Genomic DNA, 19,967 nt, shown 5'->3' with positions numbered 1-19,967 from the left:
GCCGCACTCACCCGTTTCCGCTAGAAGTAGATCTCGAACCGGTCGAAGCTCCCGGTGACCGTGGCCCCGGCCTTCGAGTAGACGAGCAGCCCGACCTTGGTGAAGCTCGGGTCGAGCCGGCCCTGTCCCATGTCGTAGTAGGTGTCGTACGCGGGGTAGTAGATCTTCGTGACGTAGGAGCCGTTCTTCAGCTCGAAGAGCAGCTGCGCGTCGTGCCCCGGTTTGACGGGCAGGTCTGCGGTCAGCATCTCCTGGTCGTCCTCGATGTTCCCGTTGTGGTACGTCATGGTGAGCAGGGCCTTCTCCGTCCACCCGAACTGCAGCCGGGTGCTGGGGTCGTCGCCCATGAGGACGAGCCCGGCGAAGCCCGCGCCGGCCGCAGGGAGGGCGAGGTCGAGGCGGATCGAGTAGGACCCCGTCGGGGCGGTCCGGAGGAGCACGTTCCGGTACGGCGGTGGCTGCTGTCCGACGATCTCGAGCCGGCCCGGGGCGGTCACCTTCCACGCCCCCGGCTTCTCGTTGAGCCAGGTCCAGCTCGGGTCGACCGTCTTGGTGAACTCGTCGGTGAAGGGCTTCGACGCCGCTTGGCTCGTGACCGTCTTCGAGGTCGTCGCCGGAGGTGTCCCCGCCTGGCCCGCGCCCCCGCCTCCGCGGATGACGAACACCCCGACCACGACCGCGAGCACCACGGCGAGCGCGGCGAGGCCGGCCCAGAGCGCGGTCCTGCGGCGGCCGGGGGGCGGGGGCGGGGGCGGGGCGGGCTTCTCCGCGTCCGGGAGCGGAGCCTGGCGGTCGAGCAGCAGCTGGACCGTCTCCGCGAGGTAGTCGAGGTGCTTCTCGAGCGGCGGCGTGAGCGCGTCGAGCCAGTGGGCGTCGGAGATGAAGTACTCCAGCGCCGGAGACGGAGTGACGTCCTCCATCCGGAACGGCAGGACCGGCAGGCCCGCGTTCACGGCCCGCTCGATCTCCTTGTGGACGTGCTGAGACTCGTTGGAGTGGGCGGAGAAGACCAGGATCACGAGCTTGCTGCCGTGGATCGCCTCGATGATCGACGCGGCCCACTCCCGGCCGGGCACGACGTCGCGGGGAGCGATCCAGCAGCGGATCCGCTTCGCCTCCAAGGTGGCACAGACCGCGTTGGCGACCGCGCGGTCGAGGGACGAGTGGCAGATGAACACGTCGTGACTCATGCAGACCCCTCCGGGCGATGGTCGGGCGGGGTCGAGGCGCCATGCCCTCCAGCGACGCCGACGGCGCCGGCGCACGAGCACTCGCAGGACCTCACACCCCCCTTCTACCCTCGCCTTCCGTGACGCACGAGGGTCCTATGACCCTGTTTGCCCGGACGTGCGGGCGCGGGTGGGGCCGCCCGCGGTCGTATGCCGCTGGGCCGCGTCGCGATCGCGTCAGCCGTGGGTGGGGACCGGGTCGCCGGCCGCCTCTCCGACCCGGTTGAAGGTGCGCCGGTAGACGTCGGGCGGGACCCCGATGGTGCGCTTGAAGTGGCGACGGAGGGTTGTCGCGGTTCCCATGCCGGTGGCCGCCGCGATCGCCTCGACGCTGTCGGACGACGTCTCGAGCAGCTCCTGCGCCCTCCGGATGCGCTGGGCGTGCAGCCACTTCGACGGCGAGGTCCCGGTGGCGGCCACGAAGTGCCGGCTCAGGGTGCGTGTGGTCACGCTGGCCCGGCGGGCCAGGTCCTCCACGGTCAGGGGCTGGTCGAGGCGCTGCATGGCCCACGGGAGGACCGTCTGCAGCGGATGGTCGTCACGGGGCGGCACGGCGGCCCGGATGAACTGGGCCTGCCCGCCCTCGCGGTGGGGAGCGACGACGAGCCGCCGGGCGGCCGCGTTGGCCACCGCGGACCCGTGGTCGAGCCGAATGAGGTGGAGGCACAGGTCGAGCGCGGCCGCCTTGCCGGCCGAGGTCAGCACGTCGCCGTCCTCGACGTAGAGCACGTCGGGGTCGACCCGGACGTCCGGGTACCGCCGGGCGAGGACGTCGGTGTGGACCCAGTGCGTCGTCGCCCGCCGGCCGTCGAGGAGGCCGGCTGCGGCGAGCACGAAGGCACCCGTGCACAGGGACAGGAGGCGGGCCCCGTTGGTGTGGGCGGCCCTCAGCGCCTCGACGAGCTCGGGGGGAGGGGGCACGTCGACGTCGGCCCACCCCGGGACGACGACCGTCCGGGCCGTGGCCAGCCGGTCCAGGCCGGCGTCGGGCTGGAGCCGGAACGGCCCGACCACGACGGGCCGCGGCCCGCAGAGGGTCACGTCGTACCAGTCCTCGCGGCGGACGTCCTGGGGCGGCGAGCCGAGCACCTCGAGGGCGATGCCGAGCTCGAAGTGGAGCATTCCCTCGGTCACGGGGATGGCGATCGTGCGCATGTCCGAAACTGTACGCATGGTGTCGTTCCGGATACTCGTCCGACGCGCCTCGCTCGTCGACGATTGAGTCATGACAAAGGACACGATCGTCGTATACGGCGCATACGGACACACCGGCCGCTTCGTGGTGGCCGAGCTGCTCGACCGCGGACTCGTGCCGCGGCTGTCGGGGCGCGACCCCGAGCGGCTGCGTGCGCTGGCGGCTCGCCACTCCGGTCTCGAGGTCCGCCCGGCGGACGTCGACGACCCGAGCGCCCTCGACGCGGCGCTCGCGGGTGCGGCCGCGGTCGTCAACTGCGCGGGACCCTTTGCGACGACTGCCGCCCCGATCGTCGAGGCGGCCCTGCGGGCCGGCATCCCCTACGTCGACGTCGCCGCCGAGATCGAGGCCAACGTCGACACCCTGGACCAGTTCGCCGACCGAGCCCGCGAGACGGGGACCCACGTCCTCCCGGCGATGGCGTTCTACGGCGGCCTCGGTGACCTCCTCGCGACCGCTGCCCTGGGCGGCCGGACGAGGGCCGACGAGGTCCACGTCGCCTACGGGCTGAGCAGCTGGCTGCCGACGCTCGGCACCCGCGAGGCGGGCAAGGTCTCCCACGACCGGCGCGACGGTCGCCGCGTCCGCTTCACCGGCGGCCGACTCGGCTACCACGACGACGAGCTGACCACCCGCGACTGGTCCTTTCCCGAGCCGACCGGCGTGACGCCCGTCGTCGAAGGATTCACCATGGCCGACGTCGTCACCATCCCGAGCCATGTCACGGTCGGCGAGGTCGTCACGTACATGGCCACGCGGGCGGCGGCCGACCTCGCTGCTGCGAGCCCCACCGGGCCCGTGTCCGTGGACGAGCGCGGCCGGTCGGACCAGACCTTCGTCGTCGACGTGCTCGTGCGGGCGGGCGGCGAGGAGCGACGGCTCACGGCGTCGGGCCAGGACATCTACGCCGTGACCGCCCCTCTGGCCGTCGAGGCGGTCAGCCGCATCCTGACCGGCCGGACGAGGACGGTCGGCGCCGCGTCGGCCGGGGCGATGTTCGAGGCGGCCGACTTCCTCCGGGCCCTGGCCCCGCACGTCACCGTCGTGGGCGCCGACGCAGGGTGGCACCCGGTGGCCGTCCCCGCGTAGCCGGCCGAGCGGCATACGGGCGGGCTCACTCTGTCGAGCGACGGGACCTTCGACCGGTGTGCCGACCGGCCCCGCGGTCCAGGCTGGAGCCATGGGGGTGGATGGCTCGGGCGTGGAGGGATACGTCGACTTCCGCGGTTACCGCACGTGGTACCGCATCATGGGCGACCCGGCGAACGCACCGGGGCGGCGGCCGCTCGTGTTCCTCAACGGCGGGCCGGGCGTGCCGTGGCCGGATCGGCACCACTGGTTCGAGGACCTGGTGGCGGCAGGGCGCCCGCTGGTGCTGTACGACCAGCTCGGGTGTGGTCGCTCGGACAGGCCGGACGACCCGTCGCTGTGGACGGTGGAGCTCTTCGTGGCTGAGCTGTCCGCACTGCGCAGGACGCTGGGCCTCGAGGCGGTGCACCTCTTCGGCCTGTCCTGGGGCGGCATGTTGGCGCTCGAGTACGCCCTCACCCAGCCCGATGGGCTGCTCAGCATGATCCTCGTCGGTACCCCGGCCGACGTGCCGCTGTTCGAGAGGGAGGCCCGCCTGCTGCGGGCCGACCTCCCTCCCTACACCCAGAGGGTGTTCGACCGCATGGAGGCGCGGTGGCGGCCGGCGACAGGCCGAGGCTCGGGCGAGGTTCACCCTGGTCGCACCCTGCGCCAGCGGCAGCGCGGCAGCGCGGTGATGCGCCGGCTCGTGCCGGTCATGACTGCCCGTCCGGTCCAGCGGCTTGCGGACCCGATGTCCGCAGTTCCGGGACTGACCGGTCTGGCCACCCGGATCGCCGGTGTCGAGTGGGCGCGACGTCACGTCGTCCGGCTCTCGCCGCTCCCGGCGGAGCTCCTCGAGGCCATGGTGGGGGTGAACCGCCAGGTGTTCGACACGATGTGGGGCCCTGCGGATCCGTTGCCGCTCGGCGCGCTGCGGGACTGGTCCGTCGTCGACCGGCTCGGCGAGATCCACGTTCCGACCTTGGTCGCGAACGGTCGCTACGACGAGGTGACCCCGCTCCAGGCGGAGGCCCTCGCCGAGAGCCTGCCCGACTCCCGGTGCGTGATCTTCGAGCAGTCGGCCCACCTGCCGATGCTCGAGGAGCCTGCGGCCTTCCAGGAGGCCGTGCTGCGGTTCCTCGACGAGGTCGACCCCCGGGAGCGCACGGTCGACGTCCCGGGACCAGAGGTCGAGCCCGGCGCGCGACCGTAGCCCTCGCGGACGGGCTGCGTGAGCGCGGAGCCGGTTTGCGCATGGCGAAGCGGGATCCCTTCGCCAGAAGGGACCCCGCCTCATCCGAACCCGTGGCCGGGAACGCCGTCCTGTCAGCCGAGGGTGACCGCGGTGTCGTCGATCACGAACGAGGTCTGGAGCGACGAGTCCTCGACCCCGGTGAAGGCGATCGTGACCGTCTGCCCGGCAAAGGACGACACGTCATACGACTTGAGGACGTAACCCGACGCGGCGTTGACGTTCGAGAGTGTCGCGAGCGTGGTCGAGCCGGCCTTGACGGTGAGCTTGTCATAGGCCGTGGTGCCCGTCTCCGCGGTGTCGATGTGGACGTAGAACGTCAGGGTCGCCTTGCAGCCCGCCGGGATCGTCACCGACTGCGAGAGGCTGTCAGTGTGCGACGAGCCGTAGCCGTCCAGCCACGCCTTCCAGCTGCCCGAGTGGGCCGGCTCGCTCGTCGAGCTGTCGATGACTCCGGCGCTGGCCGTCCACGGGGCAGCGGAGCCGGTCTCGAAGCCCGGGTTACCGAGCTTCTGGCCCGTGCACCCCGTTCCACCCGAGCTGCTGATCGTCCAGGTGAAGGTCGCCGAGCCGCTCGCGTTCGTCGTGTCCTTGGCCGAGACCGTGACGCTGAACGTGCCCGCCGCGGAGGGGGTTCCGCTGATCAGACCTGTCGAGGTGTTGATGGACAGACCGGTGGGCAGGCTGGTGGCCGAGTAGGTCAGGGTCTGACCTGAGGCGGAGTCAGTGGCCTGGATCTGCAGGCTCGTGGCCGTGCCGACGGTCCCGGCCTGGCTGCCCGGGTTGGTGACCGTGACCGTGTTGGAGGTCGAGCCCCCGACGATGGCGTGCGAGATGTCGCACCGGTTCGTGTCGTTGGACCAGGTCGCCTGCTCGGCGTAGGAGCCGTTGCCCATGGACACGTTGCCCGCGCCGCCGGCGCTCCCCGGCGAGATCCACGCACACTCGTCGGCGTTCTCCTGGCCGTTGTACGTTGCGTTGCCGGTGTGGTTCGTCCAGCCGCCGGCCGGGTTCTGGTCGGTGATCGTCTCGGCGTACTCGTGGCCCTCGACCATGGTGTAACCGTCGGTCGTACCCGCCGATCCCGCGTTGACGAAGTTCTGGCCGCAGCTCGTGCCCTGATCCATGACATACGGCATGTTCGTGAAGGCGACGTCGCCCACGGTCGACGAGACGGAGAGGTCACCGTTCCAGTCGTGCCAGGCGCAGAAACCACCGGTCTTGTAGTTGTCGGGGTTGAGGCCCTTGGCCGACAGGACGACGTACTGGGCGTAGCGGTTCGACGCGGCCGTCGTGTTGCCGAAGTGGCTGGCGGCCTTGACGGCCTCGGTGGCGAGCTGCGCACCCGTGGCCGCGGTGGGCTCGGAGGCGCTGTTGTCGTACCAGACCCCTGCCAGCGCGCCTCCCGTGGGGTAGCCGACGTGCGCCGTGCCCGATGCACACGAGGTCGCACCGTTGGCGACGCCGGACCCGTCGCAGTACTGCGTCATGACCCCGGACCAGAGCTCGCTGCCCGTGCCCAGGCCCTTGAACATCTGCTGCAGCTTCGGGGCCCCCGCGGCCGTGTCGCTGGAGAAGGTCAGGTTGCCGTTGGCGTCGGTGCCCTGGGTGCCCCACTGGGTGCCCCAGAAGACCAGATAGACCTTCGGCTTTCCGCTCGTGACCCCGATCCCATCGACTCCACCCCCGTAGGACAGGGTCTGGCTCCCGGTGGCGGCCGCTGCCTGTGACTGCGCCCACTCCTTCATCTGGGCGTTGGTCTCCTTGGTGGGGACGACGCCGTGACGATAGGGGTGGCCGACCTGCGGCGAGTACGGGTTCGGGGGCGGACGGTGACCGCTTCCCGTGCCTGTGGCCCCGGCGCTCGCCGCACTGGTGAATGCCGCGGCGGCAACCAGCGCTAGGGCCGAAGCTGCCAGCCGGGCCACTCGTGGTCTACGGGCGTTGATGGACAGCATGGTGGATCCTTTCGATTGGAGTGACGAAGGACCCGAACCGGCCGGAGGCACGGTGGTGCCGGCGCGACTCAGGGAACTGCCGCTGGCCGGCGCGCCAAGCGTGAGGGAACTGTATGGGGGCGCAAAGGCACTGGGGATTATAGGAATTGCCAAGATCCCGTCTCGCTTCGGTCAGCGTTTGGCAGGGGCGGCCGTTGTCTGGGCGTTTGGTGTGAGTCCGGTGAGACCCGGCTGACCGGGGAGCCTTCGCCGCCGTCGAGCGGCGCATTGCCTGGGCCGCCCGTCCGGAGCCGGGGCGAAAGACGGTTGCCAAGCCCGCGGCCTTCGAGTGGGATGCCCGACATGCCGATGCACGACGATCAGCTCGACATCACGAGGAACCAGGTGCGCGCCCTCCTGCGCGACCAGGCGCCGGACTGGGGGGACGCGCCGATCACGGCGGTGCGTGCCAGCGGCACGGTCAACGCGATCTTCCGCGTCGGCGAGGCTCTCACCGCCCGGTTCCCGCTCCGTGCCGGCCGACCGGGCGTCGTTGCAGCCCAGCTGGAACGCGAGGTGGCAGCCATGGCCGAGTTCAGTGAGGCGAGCCCGTTCCCCTCACCGGCCCCGGTCCTCCGTGGCCGGCCGGGTCACGGGTTCCCCCTGCCCTGGTCCCTCCAGACCTGGGTCCCCGGCGAGGTGGCCGGTCCCCGCTCGCACGAGACGTCGGACGGGTTCGCCGCGGACCTCGCCACCGTGATCCTCGCCCTCCGCTCCCGCGACACCGGGGGCCGCACGTTCGCGGGAACCGGCCGCGGGGGAGACCTGGCTGACCACGACGAGTGGGTGCAGCTGTGCATCGCACGATCCGACGGGCTCCTCGACACCCGGGCCATGGCACGACTCTGGGACCGGTTCCGTGAGCTGCCTCGAAGCGGGCCCGACGTCATGAGCCACACCGACCTCATCCCGCCGAACCTGCTGGCGTCGGGCGACCGACTGGTGGGCATCCTCGACACCGGGGACTTTCGGGCCGCCGATCCGGCGCTCGATCTCGTGTCGGCCTGGCACCTCCTCGACGGGCCGCGCCGGTCGATCGTGCGGTCGCGCGTCGGTTCCGACGATCTGGAGTGGAAACGCGGCAAGGCCTGGGCGTTCCAGCAGGCCGCCGGCCTGGTCTGGTACTACGAGAAGACCAACCCCCCGATGGCCAACCTGGGTCGCACGACGCTCTCCCGACTCTTCGAAGCCGGCGTCGAGTAGCTGCGGGGGCTCAGCGGGCCCCTGCCGCGCTGACACGCCGCTCACCTCGGTCGCCCGAAGCCGACCGCACGTATGCCGCTGAGCCGGCTGAGCGGCATAGGTGCGGGTAGACGACCTGACCACCCACAGGTGGATGTGGCGCTCGGTGTCGAGCGCGATGCTCTGGTCGGAGGAGATCGCAGTCGTCCAGGTGTGCGCCGCGAGCGTCTCGATTGAGCGCGGGAGCGGCGGGAAGCGCTTGGCCGATGGAGCTCAATCACTGCGGCCCGCGGCGAGTGTGTCGAGGTCGCGCACGGCATACCGGTGGTGCTCCCACTCCTCGTCGAGGATCGTGTGCAGGCACGAGACCACAGTCGTCGCCTGCGTTGGTGAGTGAGGGTTCCTCCGCGGCGCCGCGAGGTCCTGGGGATCAAGTTCGGCAAGGAAGGTGCGCACCATCGCCTGCCGGCCGGCGCGCGCCTGGAGAACCTCCTCGAAGGACGGTGCCTCGGCCGGATCTGCGGACTCCCCGCGGGCTTCGGTGTCGGTGTCGTCCTGGTCATCGGGGTCGTCGTGGTCGTCCATGGGAAGACCCGCGGGGTGATACGGCTGCTCTCGATCGAGAATCGCCTTCCCGAGCCATACATCGGTCGCATGGACCAAGTGGCGAAGAGTCTCCGCCAGAGACCACTCGTCGTCGACCCGCGTGTCCACGGTCCCTGCAGGCATGGCGGCGGCGCGTCCCATCGTGGCAGCCCACGTCGCCTCCAACACTGCCCAGGCGGCACGCAGACCCTCGGGATCAGCGGCAGTGCGAAGCTCTCGTCCCGGGAAGCGGCGGTTCAGCTCCGCATCGACCATCGGGACGACGTCGACGCCGTTGACGAGCAGCCGGCTGCCGTCCTCCATCAGCCACGGTGAGTCGATCTCCATCCCGGCGACGTCGCTGCCGCGCACCACCACCCGGGTCAGGTCGCAGCTGTCGAACCGGCTCCCTCGCAGGGTCAGGTCACGGAAGGTCGTACCGCTCAGGCTCTCGCTCACGGGTTTGACCATGGCACGTCACACCGACATCCATGGCGTTCGTGCGCGCCCGAAATGCACTCACTCGCCCCTTGGCCAGCAGGTGCTCGATCCGCCTGGTCCTCTGAGTCGGCGCCCAGCCTGGCGACCTGCTCCCTCAGCGTGCCGTCCGGATCCACGTTGGCGAGGACCCTGCCCTGGAGCAGCAGCCCCAACGTGATGCTGCCGCTCAGCGTGGCCACGTTGGCGATCCACCTGAGAGGACCACTGTCGATGTGGCTGGTGACGGCGCTGAAGACGGCAAAACCGGCCACCAGCAGGACGAGCCAGCCGACCATCGTCAGGAAGCGAGCGGTCAGGAGCCGCCTCATCTCAGGGTTCACCCGGGCAGCGTAGGCCCGGCGGGTCATGACGAGGGTTCGATGCGTCTGATGTCGGTCCACCCTGTCCAGCCACGCTCTTCGAGCAGCTCCAACAGGCGTGGCGCGCTCGGGAAGGACTCGAGGAAGGCCGCGTCGAGCAGCTCGACGAGCGCTGGGCTGACGGGGTGCTCGTCCTCCATCCCCTCGGCGCCGGCAGCCGCCGCCTCGATGAACGCGGCGACGCGGTCGGCGAACTCGGGCAGGTGCGGGTCGTCAGGTTCGCAGTCGACGAGGTCTCCGATGTCGAGGTAGAGCCGGCGCAGGTCCGTGTCCTCGAGCTGGGCGTGCTTGATGGCCATCAGCGCCGGCACCGCCTCCGGCATCTGCGCGGCGATGAGAATCCAGCTGTCGCGCTCGACCTCGACAAGCCGCTCTGCGAAGCCGAGCTCGCGCATCCGCTCGACATAGGCGGCCGCCTCGGCCGGGAGAGCGAGGCTGTCGCCGGCCGCGAGCTTGGCGATCCGCTCGCGGTGCCGCTGCCGCTCGCGGATCTCGGCGCGCAGGCGGCGGTCGATGTCCTCGACCGCCGCCGCGAACTCGTCGTCGCCCGCCGCCAGCAGCTCCCGCACCCGAGACAGCGGCACGCCGGCATCGGCCAGGGTGCGGATCCGGACGAGCTCCACCACGGCGGCCGCGTCGTAGCGCCGGTAGCCGGAGTGGTCGCGCTCGGGCTCGGCCAGCAGCCCCTTGGCGTGGTAGTGCCGGACGGCTCGGACAGTGACCCCGGCGTAGGCCGCGAGCTGGCTGATGGTCAGCATGGCCCTAGTCTGCGACCTTCTCGGACCCGCTGCGGCTCAGCGCGGCCGGCCACCCAGCGGCATACATCGTGGTGTCGACGAGGAGCGTGTCGCATCGTTCAGGCGATCTTGCTGCGGTAGGTGCGCATGGCGAGCGCGTAGGCGACGACGAGGAGGCCGCCGCACCAGGCGAGCGCCAGCCAGCCGTCGTCACCGACCGGCTGCTGGGCGAACAGGTTGCGGATCGTGTTGACGATCGGGGTGACGGGCTGGTGCTCGGCGAACCACTGCACCGGGGCCGGCATACCTTCCGTCGGCACGAAGGCCGAGCTGACGAAGGGCAGGAAGATCAGCGGGTAGGAGAACCCGCTCACCCCGTCGACGGTCTTGGCGGTCAGCCCGGGGATCACGGCCAGCCAGGTCAGCGCCAGCGTGAAGAGGACCATGATCCCGAGAACGGCCAGCCAGGCGAGGATCCCGGCACCCGTGCGGAAGCCCATGGCCAGCGCGACGAGGACCACCAGCACGAGCGAGGTCAGGTTCGCGACGACAGATGTGAGCACATGTCCCCACAGCACGGCTGACCGCGCGATCGGCATCGACTGGAACCGCTCGAAGATGCCGCTCGACACGTCGGTGAAGAGGCGGAAGGCGGTGTAGGCGATGCCGGACGCGACCGTGATGAGCAGGATGCCGGGCAGGAGGTAGTTGACGTAGTTGTCGGTCCCGACCTTGATCGCGCCCCCGAAGACGTAGACGAACAGCAGGAGCATGGCGATCGGCGTGACGGCGGTGGTGATGATCGTGTCCGGGCTGCGCAGGATGTGGCGCAGGGAACGCCTGGTCAGGACGCTGGTGTCGCTGACGACGTGGGTGGTCATCGCTGGGCTCCTTCAGTGGTGGCGGCGCTGTCGGTGGTGGCTGGTTCGGTGGGCGCCGCCTGTGTGGTGGCGCCGTCGTGGACGATCGCGAGGAAGATGTCCTCGAGGCTCGGCTGCTTCTCGACGTACTCGACGGTGGCCGGGGGGAAGATCTGCTTGAGCTCGGCGAGGGTGCCCTCGACGATGATCCGACCCTCGTGGAGGATCCCGATGCGGTCGGCGAGCTGCTCGGCCTCCTCGAGGTACTGCGTCGTCAGCAGCACGGTGGTGCCCTGGCCGGCGAGCTGCCTCACCGTCCGCCACACCTCGTTGCGCGACTGCGGGTCGAGCCCGGTCGTCGGTTCGTCGAGGAAGAGCACGGGCGGGTGGCCGATGAGGCTCATCGCGATGTCGAGGCGCCGGCGCATGCCGCCGGAGTAGGTCGCCGCCCGCTGTCCGGCCGCCTCGGTCAGCGCGAACTGCGCGAGCAGCTCGTCCGCGATCCGGCCGGGTTCCTTGAGGTGTCGCAGCTCGGCGACGAGCACGAGGTTCTCCCGGCCGGTGAGGACCTCGTCGACGGCGGCGAACTGCCCGGTGAGGCTGATCGACTCGCGTACCTCGTCAGCCTGGGAGGCGACGTCGTGGCCGTTGACGGTGGCGGCCCCTCCGTCGGCCTTGAGCAGCGTCGAGAGGATCCTCACCGCGGTCGTCTTGCCGGCGCCGTTGGAACCGAGCAGGGCGTAGACGGTGCCGGCCGGGACGGTGAGATCGACGCCCCTCAGCACCTCGTGGTCTCCGTAGGACTTGGTCAGTCCGCTTGTCTCGATGGCGTGTCGTGTGGTCATGCGGCAAGCGTGCAACCTTGACCCTGCGTCAAGGTCAAGCCCCATTCCCCACGGATTTCGAGGCGCAGCTCCCGGCCGACCGTCGCGGGATCGCTCCGCGGATCGGCGGGCACGTCGTCGGGCGGATCGTCGTATGCCGGGTGGCGGGCGTCGTGGCCGAATCCGCCTCCCCTCGTGGGCAGTCGGCCCTGACAAATGTCATGGCTCGGTCGTGACGGTCGGGCGAGGCGCCCGGGTCCGCGGACCGACACGCTGGAGCCATGACAGTGATGACTGAACAGACGATCCTGGAGCAGCGATCCGCGCGGTCCGCCTTCAGCCTGAGCGGGGTCACCAAGGACTTCGGTCCCGTGCACGCGGTTCGCGGCATCGACCTGACCGTCGCCCCGGGCGAGATCGTCGCCTTCCTCGGCCCGAACGGGGCCGGCAAGACCACCACCATCGACATGATCCTGGGCCTGTCGGAGCCGACGACGGGCGAGGTGAGCGTGCTCGGCGTCCGGCCTCGGCAGGCGATCGCGCGGGGGCTCGTGTCCGCGGTGATGCAGACCGGCGGCCTGCTCAAGGACATGACGGTCCGCGAGACCGTCGCCTACACCGCCAGCCTCTTCGCCGACACGCGGCCGGTCGACGAGGTCCTCGACGACGCCGGCATCCGCGCGATCGCTGACCGGAAGGTCGGCAAGTGCTCCGGCGGCGAGCAGCAGCGGCTGCGGTTCGCCATGGCGCTGCTCTCCGATCCGGCCCTGCTCCTGCTCGACGAGCCCACCACCGGCATGGACGTCGAGGGCCGGCGGACCTTCTGGTCGGCGATCCGCGCCGATGCCGAGCGGGGCCGCACCGTGCTCTTCGCGACTCATTACCTCGAGGAGGCCGACCAGTATGCCGACCGGATCGTCCTCATGAGCCGTGGCCGGATCGTCGCCGACGGCACCGGCGCCGAGATCAAGGCGCTCGCCTCGGGCCGCACGGTCCGCGCAACCCTGCCCGACCCGGATGCCGCCGCTCTCACGTCGCTCGGCGGCGTCGACAGCGTCGAGGTCCGCGGCGACAGCGTGATCGTGCACGCCAAGGACAGCGACGCGGTCGCTCGCTACCTGCTCACCGAGACCACCGCCCGGGACGTCGAGATCACCGCCAAGGGCATCGAAGAGGCGTTCCTCAGCCTGACCGGCCACGACGACGAAGGAGAGACCCGATGACCGACCTGCCCATGACCGACCTGCCCATGACCGACCTGCCCATGACAGACCTGCCCATGACCCTCGACCCCGGAGCCCGCCAGCTGCCCGCGATGGGTGGCTTCAACCGCACGGTGCTCGGCATCGAGCTGCGCCGGATGCTGCGCAACAGGCGCACCGTCGTCCTGACCCTCATCGTCCCGGCGGCTCTGCTGCTGAGCATCGGGAGCCAGCGGGGCTGGGAGGAAACGGTCGGCGAGGGGAACGTCGCGGCATACCTGCTCGTGTCGATGGCCCTCTACGGGGCCGCGCTGACGGCGGCGGCCACGGGGACGATGGTCGCCATGGAACGCGCCGTCGGGTGGTCCCGGCAGCTGCGACTGACCCCCCTCAACCCGGTGGCCTACATCCTCATGAAGGCGCTCGTCGCCCTCTTCATGGGGGCCCTCGCGATCGCCGTCGTCAACGTCGTCGGCGTGTCCCAAGGCAAGGCGCAGATGCCGACCCACGTCTGGGTCCTCAGCGCGGTCGTCACACTGTTCTGCACGCTGACGTTCGCGGCGCTCGGGGTCTTCGTCGGCTATCTGGTCCCGGGGGAGAACACCATGCAGATCCTCGGCCCCGGACTCGCCCTGCTGTCGTTCCTCGGCGGCGTCTTCATCCCGCTCAGCCAGTACGCCGACGTCGTCCGGAACATCGCCTACTGGACCCCGATGTACGGCGTCGCCGAGGTCGCCCGCGCGCCGCTCACGCACGACCTGCCCTGGTATGCCGTCGTGAACGCCGTCTGCTGGTTCGTCCTGTTCGTCGCCGGTGCGGCCTGGCGGATGAGCAAGGACACGGCTCGGGCGTGAACGCGACCGGCGTGAGCGCCACTACGGTGAGCCGCATGAGCTCCACCCGCGCCGACCTCGACCCGCGCGACGGTCCTCGTCGGTGGGGGTGGGTCTTCGCGGCGATCTGGATGTTCTACCTGCTCAACCCGCTCGAGGCGGGCTGGTCCAAGCGGGACACGGTCGCCGGCTGGGTCGCGATCGTCGCCACGGTGCTCTTCGCCGCGATCTACCTCGGGGTCTTCCTGCTCCTGCGGTGGCGCCGGGCGGGGACGCCGTTCCGGATCACGCCGAGCCCGGCCCTCGGCGTCGTCGCCGTGGCCGTCGAGATCGCGCTCGCCGTGACGATCTGCCTGGCGATCGGTCAGGCGGGGACCGCGACGGCGGTCTACATCGCCGTCCTCAGCATGATCTCCCTGCCCTCCCTGTGGGGGTGGATCGTCGCGGCCGCCGTCGCCTGCACCACCTACGCCGCCACGCTGCTCGTGGACGGCTGGGAGTCCGACCGCGGCATCCTCTTCGGCACGCTCGTCGCGGCGCTCGCGATCTGGGGCATCTCCCAGTCGATCAGCCGCAACATCGAGATGCTCTCCGTGCGCGAGGAGAACGCCCGGCTCGCCCTGGAGGACGAGCGCAACCGCTTCGCCCGCGACCTGCACGACATCCTCGGCCACTCGCTCACGGTGATCACGGTCAAGGCCGAGCTCGCCCAGAAGCTCTTCGACGTCGACCCGACGCGCGCTCGCGCGGAGGTCACCGATCTCGAGCGGCTGTCGCGCGACGCGCTCGCCGACGTGCGCCGGGCCGTCGAGGGCTATCGCGAGCTCACCTTGCCCGGTGAGCTCGCTCGGGCCCGGATCGCCCTGGAGGCCGCGGAGATCGAGGCAGACCTGCCGAACTCCACGGACGAGGTGCCCTCGTCGTTGCGCGAGCTGTTCGCCTGGACGATCCGGGAGGGAGTCACCAACGTGGTCCGGCACAGTGGTGCGCGTCGCTGCACGGTGACGCTGACGGCGTCCTCGGCCGAGATCGCCGACGACGGACGTGGCGCCCTCGGCGCCGGCGTCGAGGGTATGCCGGTCGGCGGGCACGGGCTGCTCGGGCTGCGTGAGCGGGCCGCGGCGGTGGGCGCGACGGTCGTCACCACCACGCTGAACCCCGGCTTCTCGCTGAAGGTGGTCAAGGCATGATCCGGCTGCTGCTGGCCGACGACCAGGCGCTCGTGCGCGGCGCCCTCTCCGCGCTGCTCGCCCTCGAGCCGGACCTCGAGGTCGTCGCCGAGGTCGGCTCCGGCGACGCGGTGCTCGATGCAGTGCGTGAGCACCGTCCCGACGTCGCCCTCCTCGACGTCGAGATGCCGGGGCTCAACGGCATCGCCGCCGCAGCCGCGGTCCGAGCCGAGTTCCCCGACGTCCGGATCCTCATCGTCACGACGTTCGGCCGACCGGGCTACCTGCGTCGGGCGCTCCAGGCCGGAGCCTCGGGGTTCGTCGTCAAGGACACCCCGGCCGCCGAGCTCGCGGACGCCGTGCGCCGGGTGTATGCCGGCCTGCGGGTCGTCGACCCGGCGCTCGCCACCGACAGCCTGATCGCGGGCGAGTCACCGCTGACGGCGCGGGAGGCGGAGGTCCTCCAGGCAGCCCGGGACGGTTCGTCGGTGGCCGCGATCGCCCGGAAGCTCTTCCTCTCCGAGGGCACGGTCCGCAACCACCTGTCGAGTGCGATCGGCAAGACCGGGGCGGGCAACCGGGCCGAGGCGGTGCTGATCGCCGACGGCAACGGCTGGCTCTGACCGTCAGGGCGTGACCGTCGCGGCGTAGATGTCGAGGTTGTAGGGCGCGGGTTCGGCGACGCCGGTCCACGTCAGCTCAGCGTGCGTGGGCGTCGAGGCGATCCCGTTGTAGTCGCCGATGAAGGGCCGGAAGCCTGCGCCGGACGGTACTCCCCAGGCGGAGGGGTCGAACCCGTGATCCGTCACCCGCGCCGTGCGCCAGCTCGCTCCGCCGTCGGAGCTCGTCGCGTAGGTCACGTCGACGAGCGCGTTGCCGGTGTAGCGACGGTCGTAGAAGGACAGATCGAGCCGACCGTTGGACGCAATCGACAGCTCGCCGGAGAACTGGTCGGCGGGGGCCGGCGAGACGGCTTTCGGCGGCGTCCAGGAGGTGAGGTCCGTGCCGGGCGCCGACTGGACGTACAGCTGGCCGTATGACCCCTTGGCGTCGGCATACGCGACGTAGAGCCGCCCGTCGACGGGGTTGAAGGCCGGTGCCGGGTAGGTCCCGCCGGCGCGGAACTGGCCGCCGGAGATGGTGAAGCAGTAGGGCGGGAACAGGCACAGGGGGTTGGTCAGCGTCGTGAAGGCGTAGGGCGTCGACCAGGTGCTGGACCCGCTCTGGAGTCGGCTCACATAGATCACGGTGCCCTTGCCGCCCTGGACGCTGTTGTCGAACGTGAGGTAGGCGTTGCCCTGTGGGTCGGTGACGACCCGTTGGTCCTGGTTGTTGCGCACGTTGCCAGCGGTCACCTGGGTCTGCACGAAGGTGTCGCCACCGTCCCGGCTGATTGCGACGATGACGGGAGAGTGGGAGCTCGAGCCGTTGAACTGCGCCCAGGTCACGTAGATCCAGCCGTTCGTCGGGTCGACGTGGATGTTCTCGTGGTCCGGGAACTGCCCGTTGGACCCCTTGGAGACGCCGTTGCCCGTGCCCGTCGAGACCTGGGTCAGGCCGGTCTGCTGCCACGTCCGCCCACCGTCATAGGAGCGGTTGAGCAACAGAGCGATCTCGTAGGGAGGCGTGAAGTTGAAGGCCTGGCACACGAAGTAGGCAACCCTGCCGTCCGGTGAGAACGCGATCGTGGGGTCGCCGCCGGCGTCGTAGGCACCCGTCCCGGGAACGGCCGGGTCGTTGGTGTACTTGGTGACGCCGGGGATGAACCCATCGGGAAGCGTTGGGCTCCAAGTCTTCCCACCATCGAAAGTGGAGTTCACGGCGCAGCCGTCGTTGTAGTTCCAGTCGTTGGCGCCCGTGATCATGTTGTCGGGGTTCGCCGGGTTGACCGCGATCGGGGTCTCATTCTGCGAGAGAACGTCCCCCGACTGCGTGCTCTGCGAAACGTCCGTGACCTGGACCTTGATGTCGGCCGTGCGGGCCTGGGCGGCGGGGACCACCGCGAGCCAGGCTGCAGCGCAGACGGCCACGGCAATAAACGGATATCGACGCATTGGGGCCTCCAGTGACCGTGAGCTGGTCTGTCGAGAGCACTTCCTTGAGCTTCCACCGAACCGTGTCACGCTATACCCGCTCGCCTCCGCTCGGGAGGTAACGGGGCAGGGCAACGGTTGGCCCTGGCTCGAGGGCCAGGGGGCGCCCGTCACGACGAGGCCTTATGCCCCTGGCCTGCGTCGACGGCGTTGTCGCCTCCGTGGGCTGAGCCAGCCAACCTGCACCCCAGACGTCACGTTCCGGTCCCGGCTCCGACGGGCGAGCCGCAGGACGGGAGGTGCCTCAGCGGCATACAGGGGGTCAAGGGGCCCACGGGGTGCCCTCTTTCAGTCGCCCCACAGCAGGGCGGCATCCAGCGACGTGGACGAGAGCCCCCGATCTCCAGTCGGGCTCGTTCAGGTGCCCGGCCGCGACTCGGTGCCCGACGATGGTCTGACGGTGCCCCCGCTCCCGCTCGGAGCAACGGCTCGCTGGTCCGGGGGCTCGGGACCCAGCATGCCGCGCATGACACGGTGCATGATCCGGGTCCGAAGCCGACGGGGAGCGAGGGCGAGCCCGAAGGTCAGCAACCGGGCGCGGACGCCGGGGACGACCGAGCCCCGCCGCCCGATGGAGCGGAGCGCGGCGCGAGCCACGACCTCGGGGGCGGCCGCCGACGGCATGGTCATCCCGGCCCGGTCTGCGAATCCGGTGTCGACGGGCCCGGGGGAGACGACGAGGACGTCGACGCCGTGCGGGCGCAGCTCGACGGAGAGGGCCTCGCCGAGCGAGCGGACGTACGCCTTGGTCGCCGCGTAGTTTGCCTGCAGCGGCGTTCCCTGTCCGGCGACGATGGAGCCGAAGAGGACGAGTCCGCCGCAGCCCTGCGCGGCGAGCCGGCCCGCGAAGAGGTGCGCGAGCCGTGTCACGGCCACGACGTTGACCTCGATCATGGCGACCTCGTCCGCCAGTTCACGATCGACGAAGGCGCCGAGGGATCCGAAACCCGCTGCCAGCACGACCAGTCCGACGGAGAGGGTGGCGGTGGTCGCCGCGAGCCGCTCCGTGAACCGCACGTCCGTGACATCGCCCGCCACGACGAGGGCTTCGGCGCCGGAGGAGCGTAGTGCGGCGGCGAGCGCCTCGAGCTCGGGCTCACGCCTGGCGACGAGCACGAGGTTGAAGCCGGCTGCGCCGAGGGCAACTGCACAGGCACGTCCGATGCCGTCGGAGGCCCCTGTGACGACGGCCCAGGGGCCGTAGCGTTGCCGAAGCCGCGAGCCTGCGACGGCCCGGGTCGCAGTAGCGTCGTCGGGGCGATGAGCGGTCACGGGGCGACCTGGGGCTCGCGGTCCGGAGCATGACCCGCCCGGACCGGTGGGCTGGGGTGCGATGGGAGCAGCGCGGCAACGGCGACCGCACCGGCAACGCACACTGCTGAGGCGGTGAGGCACCCGGCCTGAAGCCCGTCCAGGAAGCCTGCGATGACGGTCTCGCGCACGGCGAGTCCGGCCCCCGGCGGCGCCGCTTGAGCGACTGCGAGGCCCTGTGCCAGCCCCTCACCAGCCACCGTGCGGGCCGCCTCGGGCAACTGTGCGACGACGGGAGAGCCGTCGAGGTGCCGGGCGTACAGGGTGGCGTAGATGCTTCCGAGCACCGCGACCCCGAGGGTGCCACCGACCTGTCGAGTGGCGTCGTTGAGGGCTGAGCCCGCGCCGGCCTGTTCGGGGCGCACGACGCCCATGATCGACTCCGTGGCGGGTGCGCTGGTCAGGCCGAGTCCGGTGCCCAGGAGCACCATCTGCCCGGCGACCTCGCCATAGCCGATGTCGGCGTGGGCGGTCGACGCCCAGGCGAAGGCGATCGCGAGCATGAGCAGCCCGGCGGTCACTACCGCCTTGGTCCCGAGGCGGGACGCAGCGAGCCGAGTTCCGACGACGGACCCGACCGCGATCGAGACCGCGACCGGCAGGATCCGGATCCCCGTGGTGAGCGGTCCCTGTCCTTGCACGAGCTGGAAGAAGAGCGTGATGAGGAAGATGAACCCGAAGAGGGCGAAGAAGGCGATGGTGACGGCGCCGCTGGCCGCGCTGAACCGCAGGTTGGTGAAGAGGGAGACGTCGATGAGTGGCTGGGCCTGCCGCAGCTCGACCACGACGAAGGCCACGGCAGCGGCTCCGGCGCACGCAAATCCCATCAACGTCGACAGCGAGGTCCAGCCCCGATCCGGTGCCTCGATGATCGTGTAGACGAGGCTGCCCAGCATGAGGACCGACAGCGTCACTCCTGCCCGGTCGAGGCGGGGTCGGTGTGGCTCACGCGACTCGGGAACGACGAGCCAGCTCAACAGAGCAGCGACGACTGCAGCGGGTGCGAGGGCAAGGAAGAGGCTTCCCCACCAGAAGTGCTCGAGCAGCACCCCGCCGAGGATCGGGCCGAGCGCGACACCGAGGCCGCCCACCGCCCCCCACGCGCCGATCGCGGCTGCCCGGGCCCGGCGGTCGCGGAAGGTGTCCGTGATGATCGCGAGCGTCGTCGGATACACGAGCGCGGATCCCACCCCCATGCCTGCGCGCGCCCAGATGAGGGCGTCCGGGGTGGTGCACACGGCGGCGAGCACGGAGGTCACACCGAAGAGGATGAGGCCGACGACGAGAGTGCCCCGACGTCCAGCGCGGTCACCGATCCCTCCGCCGGCGAGAACCAGCGCAGCGAAGGCGAGGTTGTAGGCGTCGACGATCCACTGGAGCTGGGTCGTGGTCGCTCCGAGCTCCCGATTGAGGGTCGGGACGGCCACGTTGACGACGGTGGTCTCGACGTTGATCGCCAGCACGGCGAGCAGCACGACCGTGAGGACCGTCGTCGGGCCTGCGCGGCGCCACGACCGCGGATCCCAGCCGCCGGGGACCGCGGTAGGAGGGACGGATGTTGGAGGGA

The 19,967-nt window shown here is 70.7% G+C and carries 18 protein-coding genes; 7 read left to right on the top strand and 11 right to left on the bottom strand.

Features of this window, described 5'->3' with window-relative positions:
- Positions 1-20 precede the first annotated feature (20 nt).
- Entirely contained in the window at positions 21-1,190 is a 1,170-nt protein-coding gene (locus N865_RS21705) for a TIR domain-containing protein (RefSeq protein ID WP_084328078.1), read from the bottom strand.
- 216 nt (positions 1,191-1,406) lie between these two features.
- Entirely contained in the window at positions 1,407-2,384 is a 978-nt protein-coding gene (locus tag N865_RS08800; protein WP_034804286.1) for a helix-turn-helix domain-containing protein, read from the bottom strand.
- 70 nt (positions 2,385-2,454) lie between these two features.
- Here N865_RS08800 and N865_RS08795 point away from each other — a divergent pair, with 70 nt between their 5' ends.
- Complete coding sequence (locus N865_RS08795; RefSeq protein ID WP_034804284.1) at positions 2,455-3,513, top strand: saccharopine dehydrogenase NADP-binding domain-containing protein; 1,059 nt, start codon at positions 2,455-2,457, stop codon at positions 3,511-3,513.
- A 91-nt stretch (positions 3,514-3,604) separates the two neighbouring features.
- A complete protein-coding gene (locus N865_RS08790) occupies positions 3,605-4,708 on the top strand; it encodes an alpha/beta fold hydrolase (RefSeq protein WP_084328077.1) in 1,104 nt (367 codons plus the stop codon).
- Positions 4,709-4,821: 113 nt separating this feature from the next.
- On the opposite strand, the gene N865_RS21700 is transcribed toward N865_RS08790, so the two are convergent.
- Positions 4,822-6,705, bottom strand: coding sequence for a putative Ig domain-containing protein (locus N865_RS21700; protein WP_051510373.1), 1,884 nt, complete (start codon positions 6,703-6,705; stop codon positions 4,822-4,824).
- A 342-nt stretch (positions 6,706-7,047) separates the two neighbouring features.
- Here N865_RS21700 and N865_RS08775 point away from each other — a divergent pair, with 342 nt between their 5' ends.
- The gene (locus N865_RS08775) at positions 7,048-7,947 is read left to right on the top strand and encodes an aminoglycoside phosphotransferase family protein (protein ID WP_034804373.1); all 900 of its coding nucleotides are present in this window, start codon (positions 7,048-7,050) and stop codon (positions 7,945-7,947) included.
- Positions 7,948-8,199: 252 nt separating this feature from the next.
- On the opposite strand, the gene N865_RS08770 is transcribed toward N865_RS08775, so the two are convergent.
- From N865_RS08770 to N865_RS08750, 5 genes are all read right to left on the bottom strand, one after another.
- Positions 8,200-8,970 (bottom strand): DinB family protein, encoded by a 771-nt coding sequence (locus N865_RS08770; RefSeq protein ID WP_245603713.1) that lies wholly within the window; start codon positions 8,968-8,970, stop codon positions 8,200-8,202.
- On the bottom strand, positions 8,967-9,332 hold the full coding sequence (locus N865_RS08765) for a hypothetical protein (protein WP_157557630.1): 366 nt from the start codon (positions 9,330-9,332) through the stop codon (positions 8,967-8,969). The genes N865_RS08770 and N865_RS08765 overlap by 4 nt, the downstream gene beginning before the upstream one ends.
- A gap of 23 nt (positions 9,333-9,355) precedes the next feature.
- On the bottom strand, positions 9,356-10,129 hold the full coding sequence (locus N865_RS08760; RefSeq protein ID WP_034804274.1) for a MerR family transcriptional regulator: 774 nt from the start codon (positions 10,127-10,129) through the stop codon (positions 9,356-9,358).
- A 98-nt stretch (positions 10,130-10,227) separates the two neighbouring features.
- Complete coding sequence (locus N865_RS08755) at positions 10,228-10,989, bottom strand: ABC transporter permease (RefSeq protein WP_034804271.1); 762 nt, start codon at positions 10,987-10,989, stop codon at positions 10,228-10,230.
- Positions 10,986-11,813, bottom strand: coding sequence for an ABC transporter ATP-binding protein (locus N865_RS08750; RefSeq protein WP_051510372.1), 828 nt, complete (start codon positions 11,811-11,813; stop codon positions 10,986-10,988). The genes N865_RS08755 and N865_RS08750 overlap by 4 nt, the downstream gene beginning before the upstream one ends.
- A gap of 269 nt (positions 11,814-12,082) precedes the next feature.
- On the opposite strand from N865_RS08750, the gene N865_RS08745 reads away from it, so the two are divergent.
- The 4 genes from N865_RS08745 to N865_RS08730 are packed head-to-tail and all read left to right on the top strand — an operon-like array spanning position 12,083 to position 15,619.
- On the top strand, positions 12,083-13,015 hold the full coding sequence (locus tag N865_RS08745; RefSeq protein WP_245603716.1) for an ABC transporter ATP-binding protein: 933 nt from the start codon (positions 12,083-12,085) through the stop codon (positions 13,013-13,015).
- Positions 13,012-13,848: an ABC transporter permease gene (locus N865_RS08740; RefSeq protein ID WP_245603712.1), complete on the top strand. Its 837-nt coding sequence runs from the start codon at positions 13,012-13,014 to the stop codon at positions 13,846-13,848. The genes N865_RS08745 and N865_RS08740 overlap by 4 nt, the downstream gene beginning before the upstream one ends.
- Positions 13,849-13,883: 35 nt before the next feature.
- Positions 13,884-15,017 (top strand): sensor histidine kinase, encoded by a 1,134-nt coding sequence (locus tag N865_RS08735; RefSeq protein WP_034804365.1) that lies wholly within the window; start codon positions 13,884-13,886, stop codon positions 15,015-15,017.
- Positions 15,014-15,619, top strand: a complete 606-nt coding sequence (locus tag N865_RS08730) for a response regulator transcription factor (RefSeq protein ID WP_034804265.1) — start codon at positions 15,014-15,016, stop codon at positions 15,617-15,619. Before N865_RS08735 ends, N865_RS08730 begins: the two co-directional genes overlap by 4 nt.
- A gap of 3 nt (positions 15,620-15,622) precedes the next feature.
- On the opposite strand, the gene N865_RS08725 is transcribed toward N865_RS08730, so the two are convergent.
- From N865_RS08725 to N865_RS08715, 3 genes are all read right to left on the bottom strand, one after another.
- Complete coding sequence (locus N865_RS08725) at positions 15,623-17,050, bottom strand: sialidase family protein (protein ID WP_157557629.1); 1,428 nt, start codon at positions 17,048-17,050, stop codon at positions 15,623-15,625.
- A 396-nt stretch (positions 17,051-17,446) separates the two neighbouring features.
- On the bottom strand, positions 17,447-18,361 hold the full coding sequence (locus N865_RS08720) for an SDR family NAD(P)-dependent oxidoreductase (protein WP_084328076.1): 915 nt from the start codon (positions 18,359-18,361) through the stop codon (positions 17,447-17,449).
- Positions 18,358-19,875, bottom strand: a complete 1,518-nt coding sequence (locus N865_RS08715; protein WP_211244883.1) for an MFS transporter — start codon at positions 19,873-19,875, stop codon at positions 18,358-18,360. Before N865_RS08715 ends, N865_RS08720 begins: the two co-directional genes overlap by 4 nt.
- Between the last annotated feature and the right edge of the window lie 92 nt (positions 19,876-19,967).

Source organism: Intrasporangium oryzae NRRL B-24470 (assembly GCF_000576595.1).
GTDB classification, from domain to species: Bacteria; Actinomycetota; Actinomycetes; order Actinomycetales; family Dermatophilaceae; genus Intrasporangium_C; species Intrasporangium_C oryzae.
The sequence above is the reverse complement of the archived record's forward strand: the minus strand, read 5'-3'. Positions and strand labels throughout refer to the sequence as shown.

Excerpts from the sequence above, each read along its gene's own strand:
- N865_RS21700 (WP_051510373.1), bottom strand. The coding sequence starts at position 6,705 with ATGCTGTCCATCAACGCCCGTAGACCACGAGTGGCCCGGCTGGCAGCT.
- N865_RS08800 (WP_034804286.1), bottom strand. The coding sequence starts at position 2,384 with ATGCGCACGATCGCCATCCCCGTGACCGAGGGAATGCTCCACTTCGAG.
- N865_RS08755 (WP_034804271.1), bottom strand. The coding sequence starts at position 10,989 with ATGACCACCCACGTCGTCAGCGACACCAGCGTCCTGACCAGGCGTTCC.
- N865_RS08775 (WP_034804373.1), top strand. The coding sequence starts at position 7,048 with ATGCCGATGCACGACGATCAGCTCGACATCACGAGGAACCAGGTGCGC.
- N865_RS08745 (WP_245603716.1), top strand. The coding sequence starts at position 12,083 with ATGACTGAACAGACGATCCTGGAGCAGCGATCCGCGCGGTCCGCCTTC.
- N865_RS08790 (WP_084328077.1), top strand. The coding sequence starts at position 3,605 with ATGGGGGTGGATGGCTCGGGCGTGGAGGGATACGTCGACTTCCGCGGT.
- N865_RS08730 (WP_034804265.1), top strand. The coding sequence starts at position 15,014 with ATGATCCGGCTGCTGCTGGCCGACGACCAGGCGCTCGTGCGCGGCGCC.
- N865_RS08750 (WP_051510372.1), bottom strand. The coding sequence starts at position 11,813 with ATGACCACACGACACGCCATCGAGACAAGCGGACTGACCAAGTCCTAC.
- N865_RS08735 (WP_034804365.1), top strand. The coding sequence starts at position 13,884 with ATGAGCTCCACCCGCGCCGACCTCGACCCGCGCGACGGTCCTCGTCGG.
- N865_RS08740 (WP_245603712.1), top strand. The coding sequence starts at position 13,012 with ATGACCGACCTGCCCATGACCGACCTGCCCATGACCGACCTGCCCATG.
- N865_RS08760 (WP_034804274.1), bottom strand. The coding sequence starts at position 10,129 with ATGCTGACCATCAGCCAGCTCGCGGCCTACGCCGGGGTCACTGTCCGA.
- N865_RS21705 (WP_084328078.1), bottom strand. The coding sequence starts at position 1,190 with ATGAGTCACGACGTGTTCATCTGCCACTCGTCCCTCGACCGCGCGGTC.
- N865_RS08725 (WP_157557629.1), bottom strand. The coding sequence starts at position 17,050 with ATGCGTCGATATCCGTTTATTGCCGTGGCCGTCTGCGCTGCAGCCTGG.
- N865_RS08795 (WP_034804284.1), top strand. The coding sequence starts at position 2,455 with ATGACAAAGGACACGATCGTCGTATACGGCGCATACGGACACACCGGC.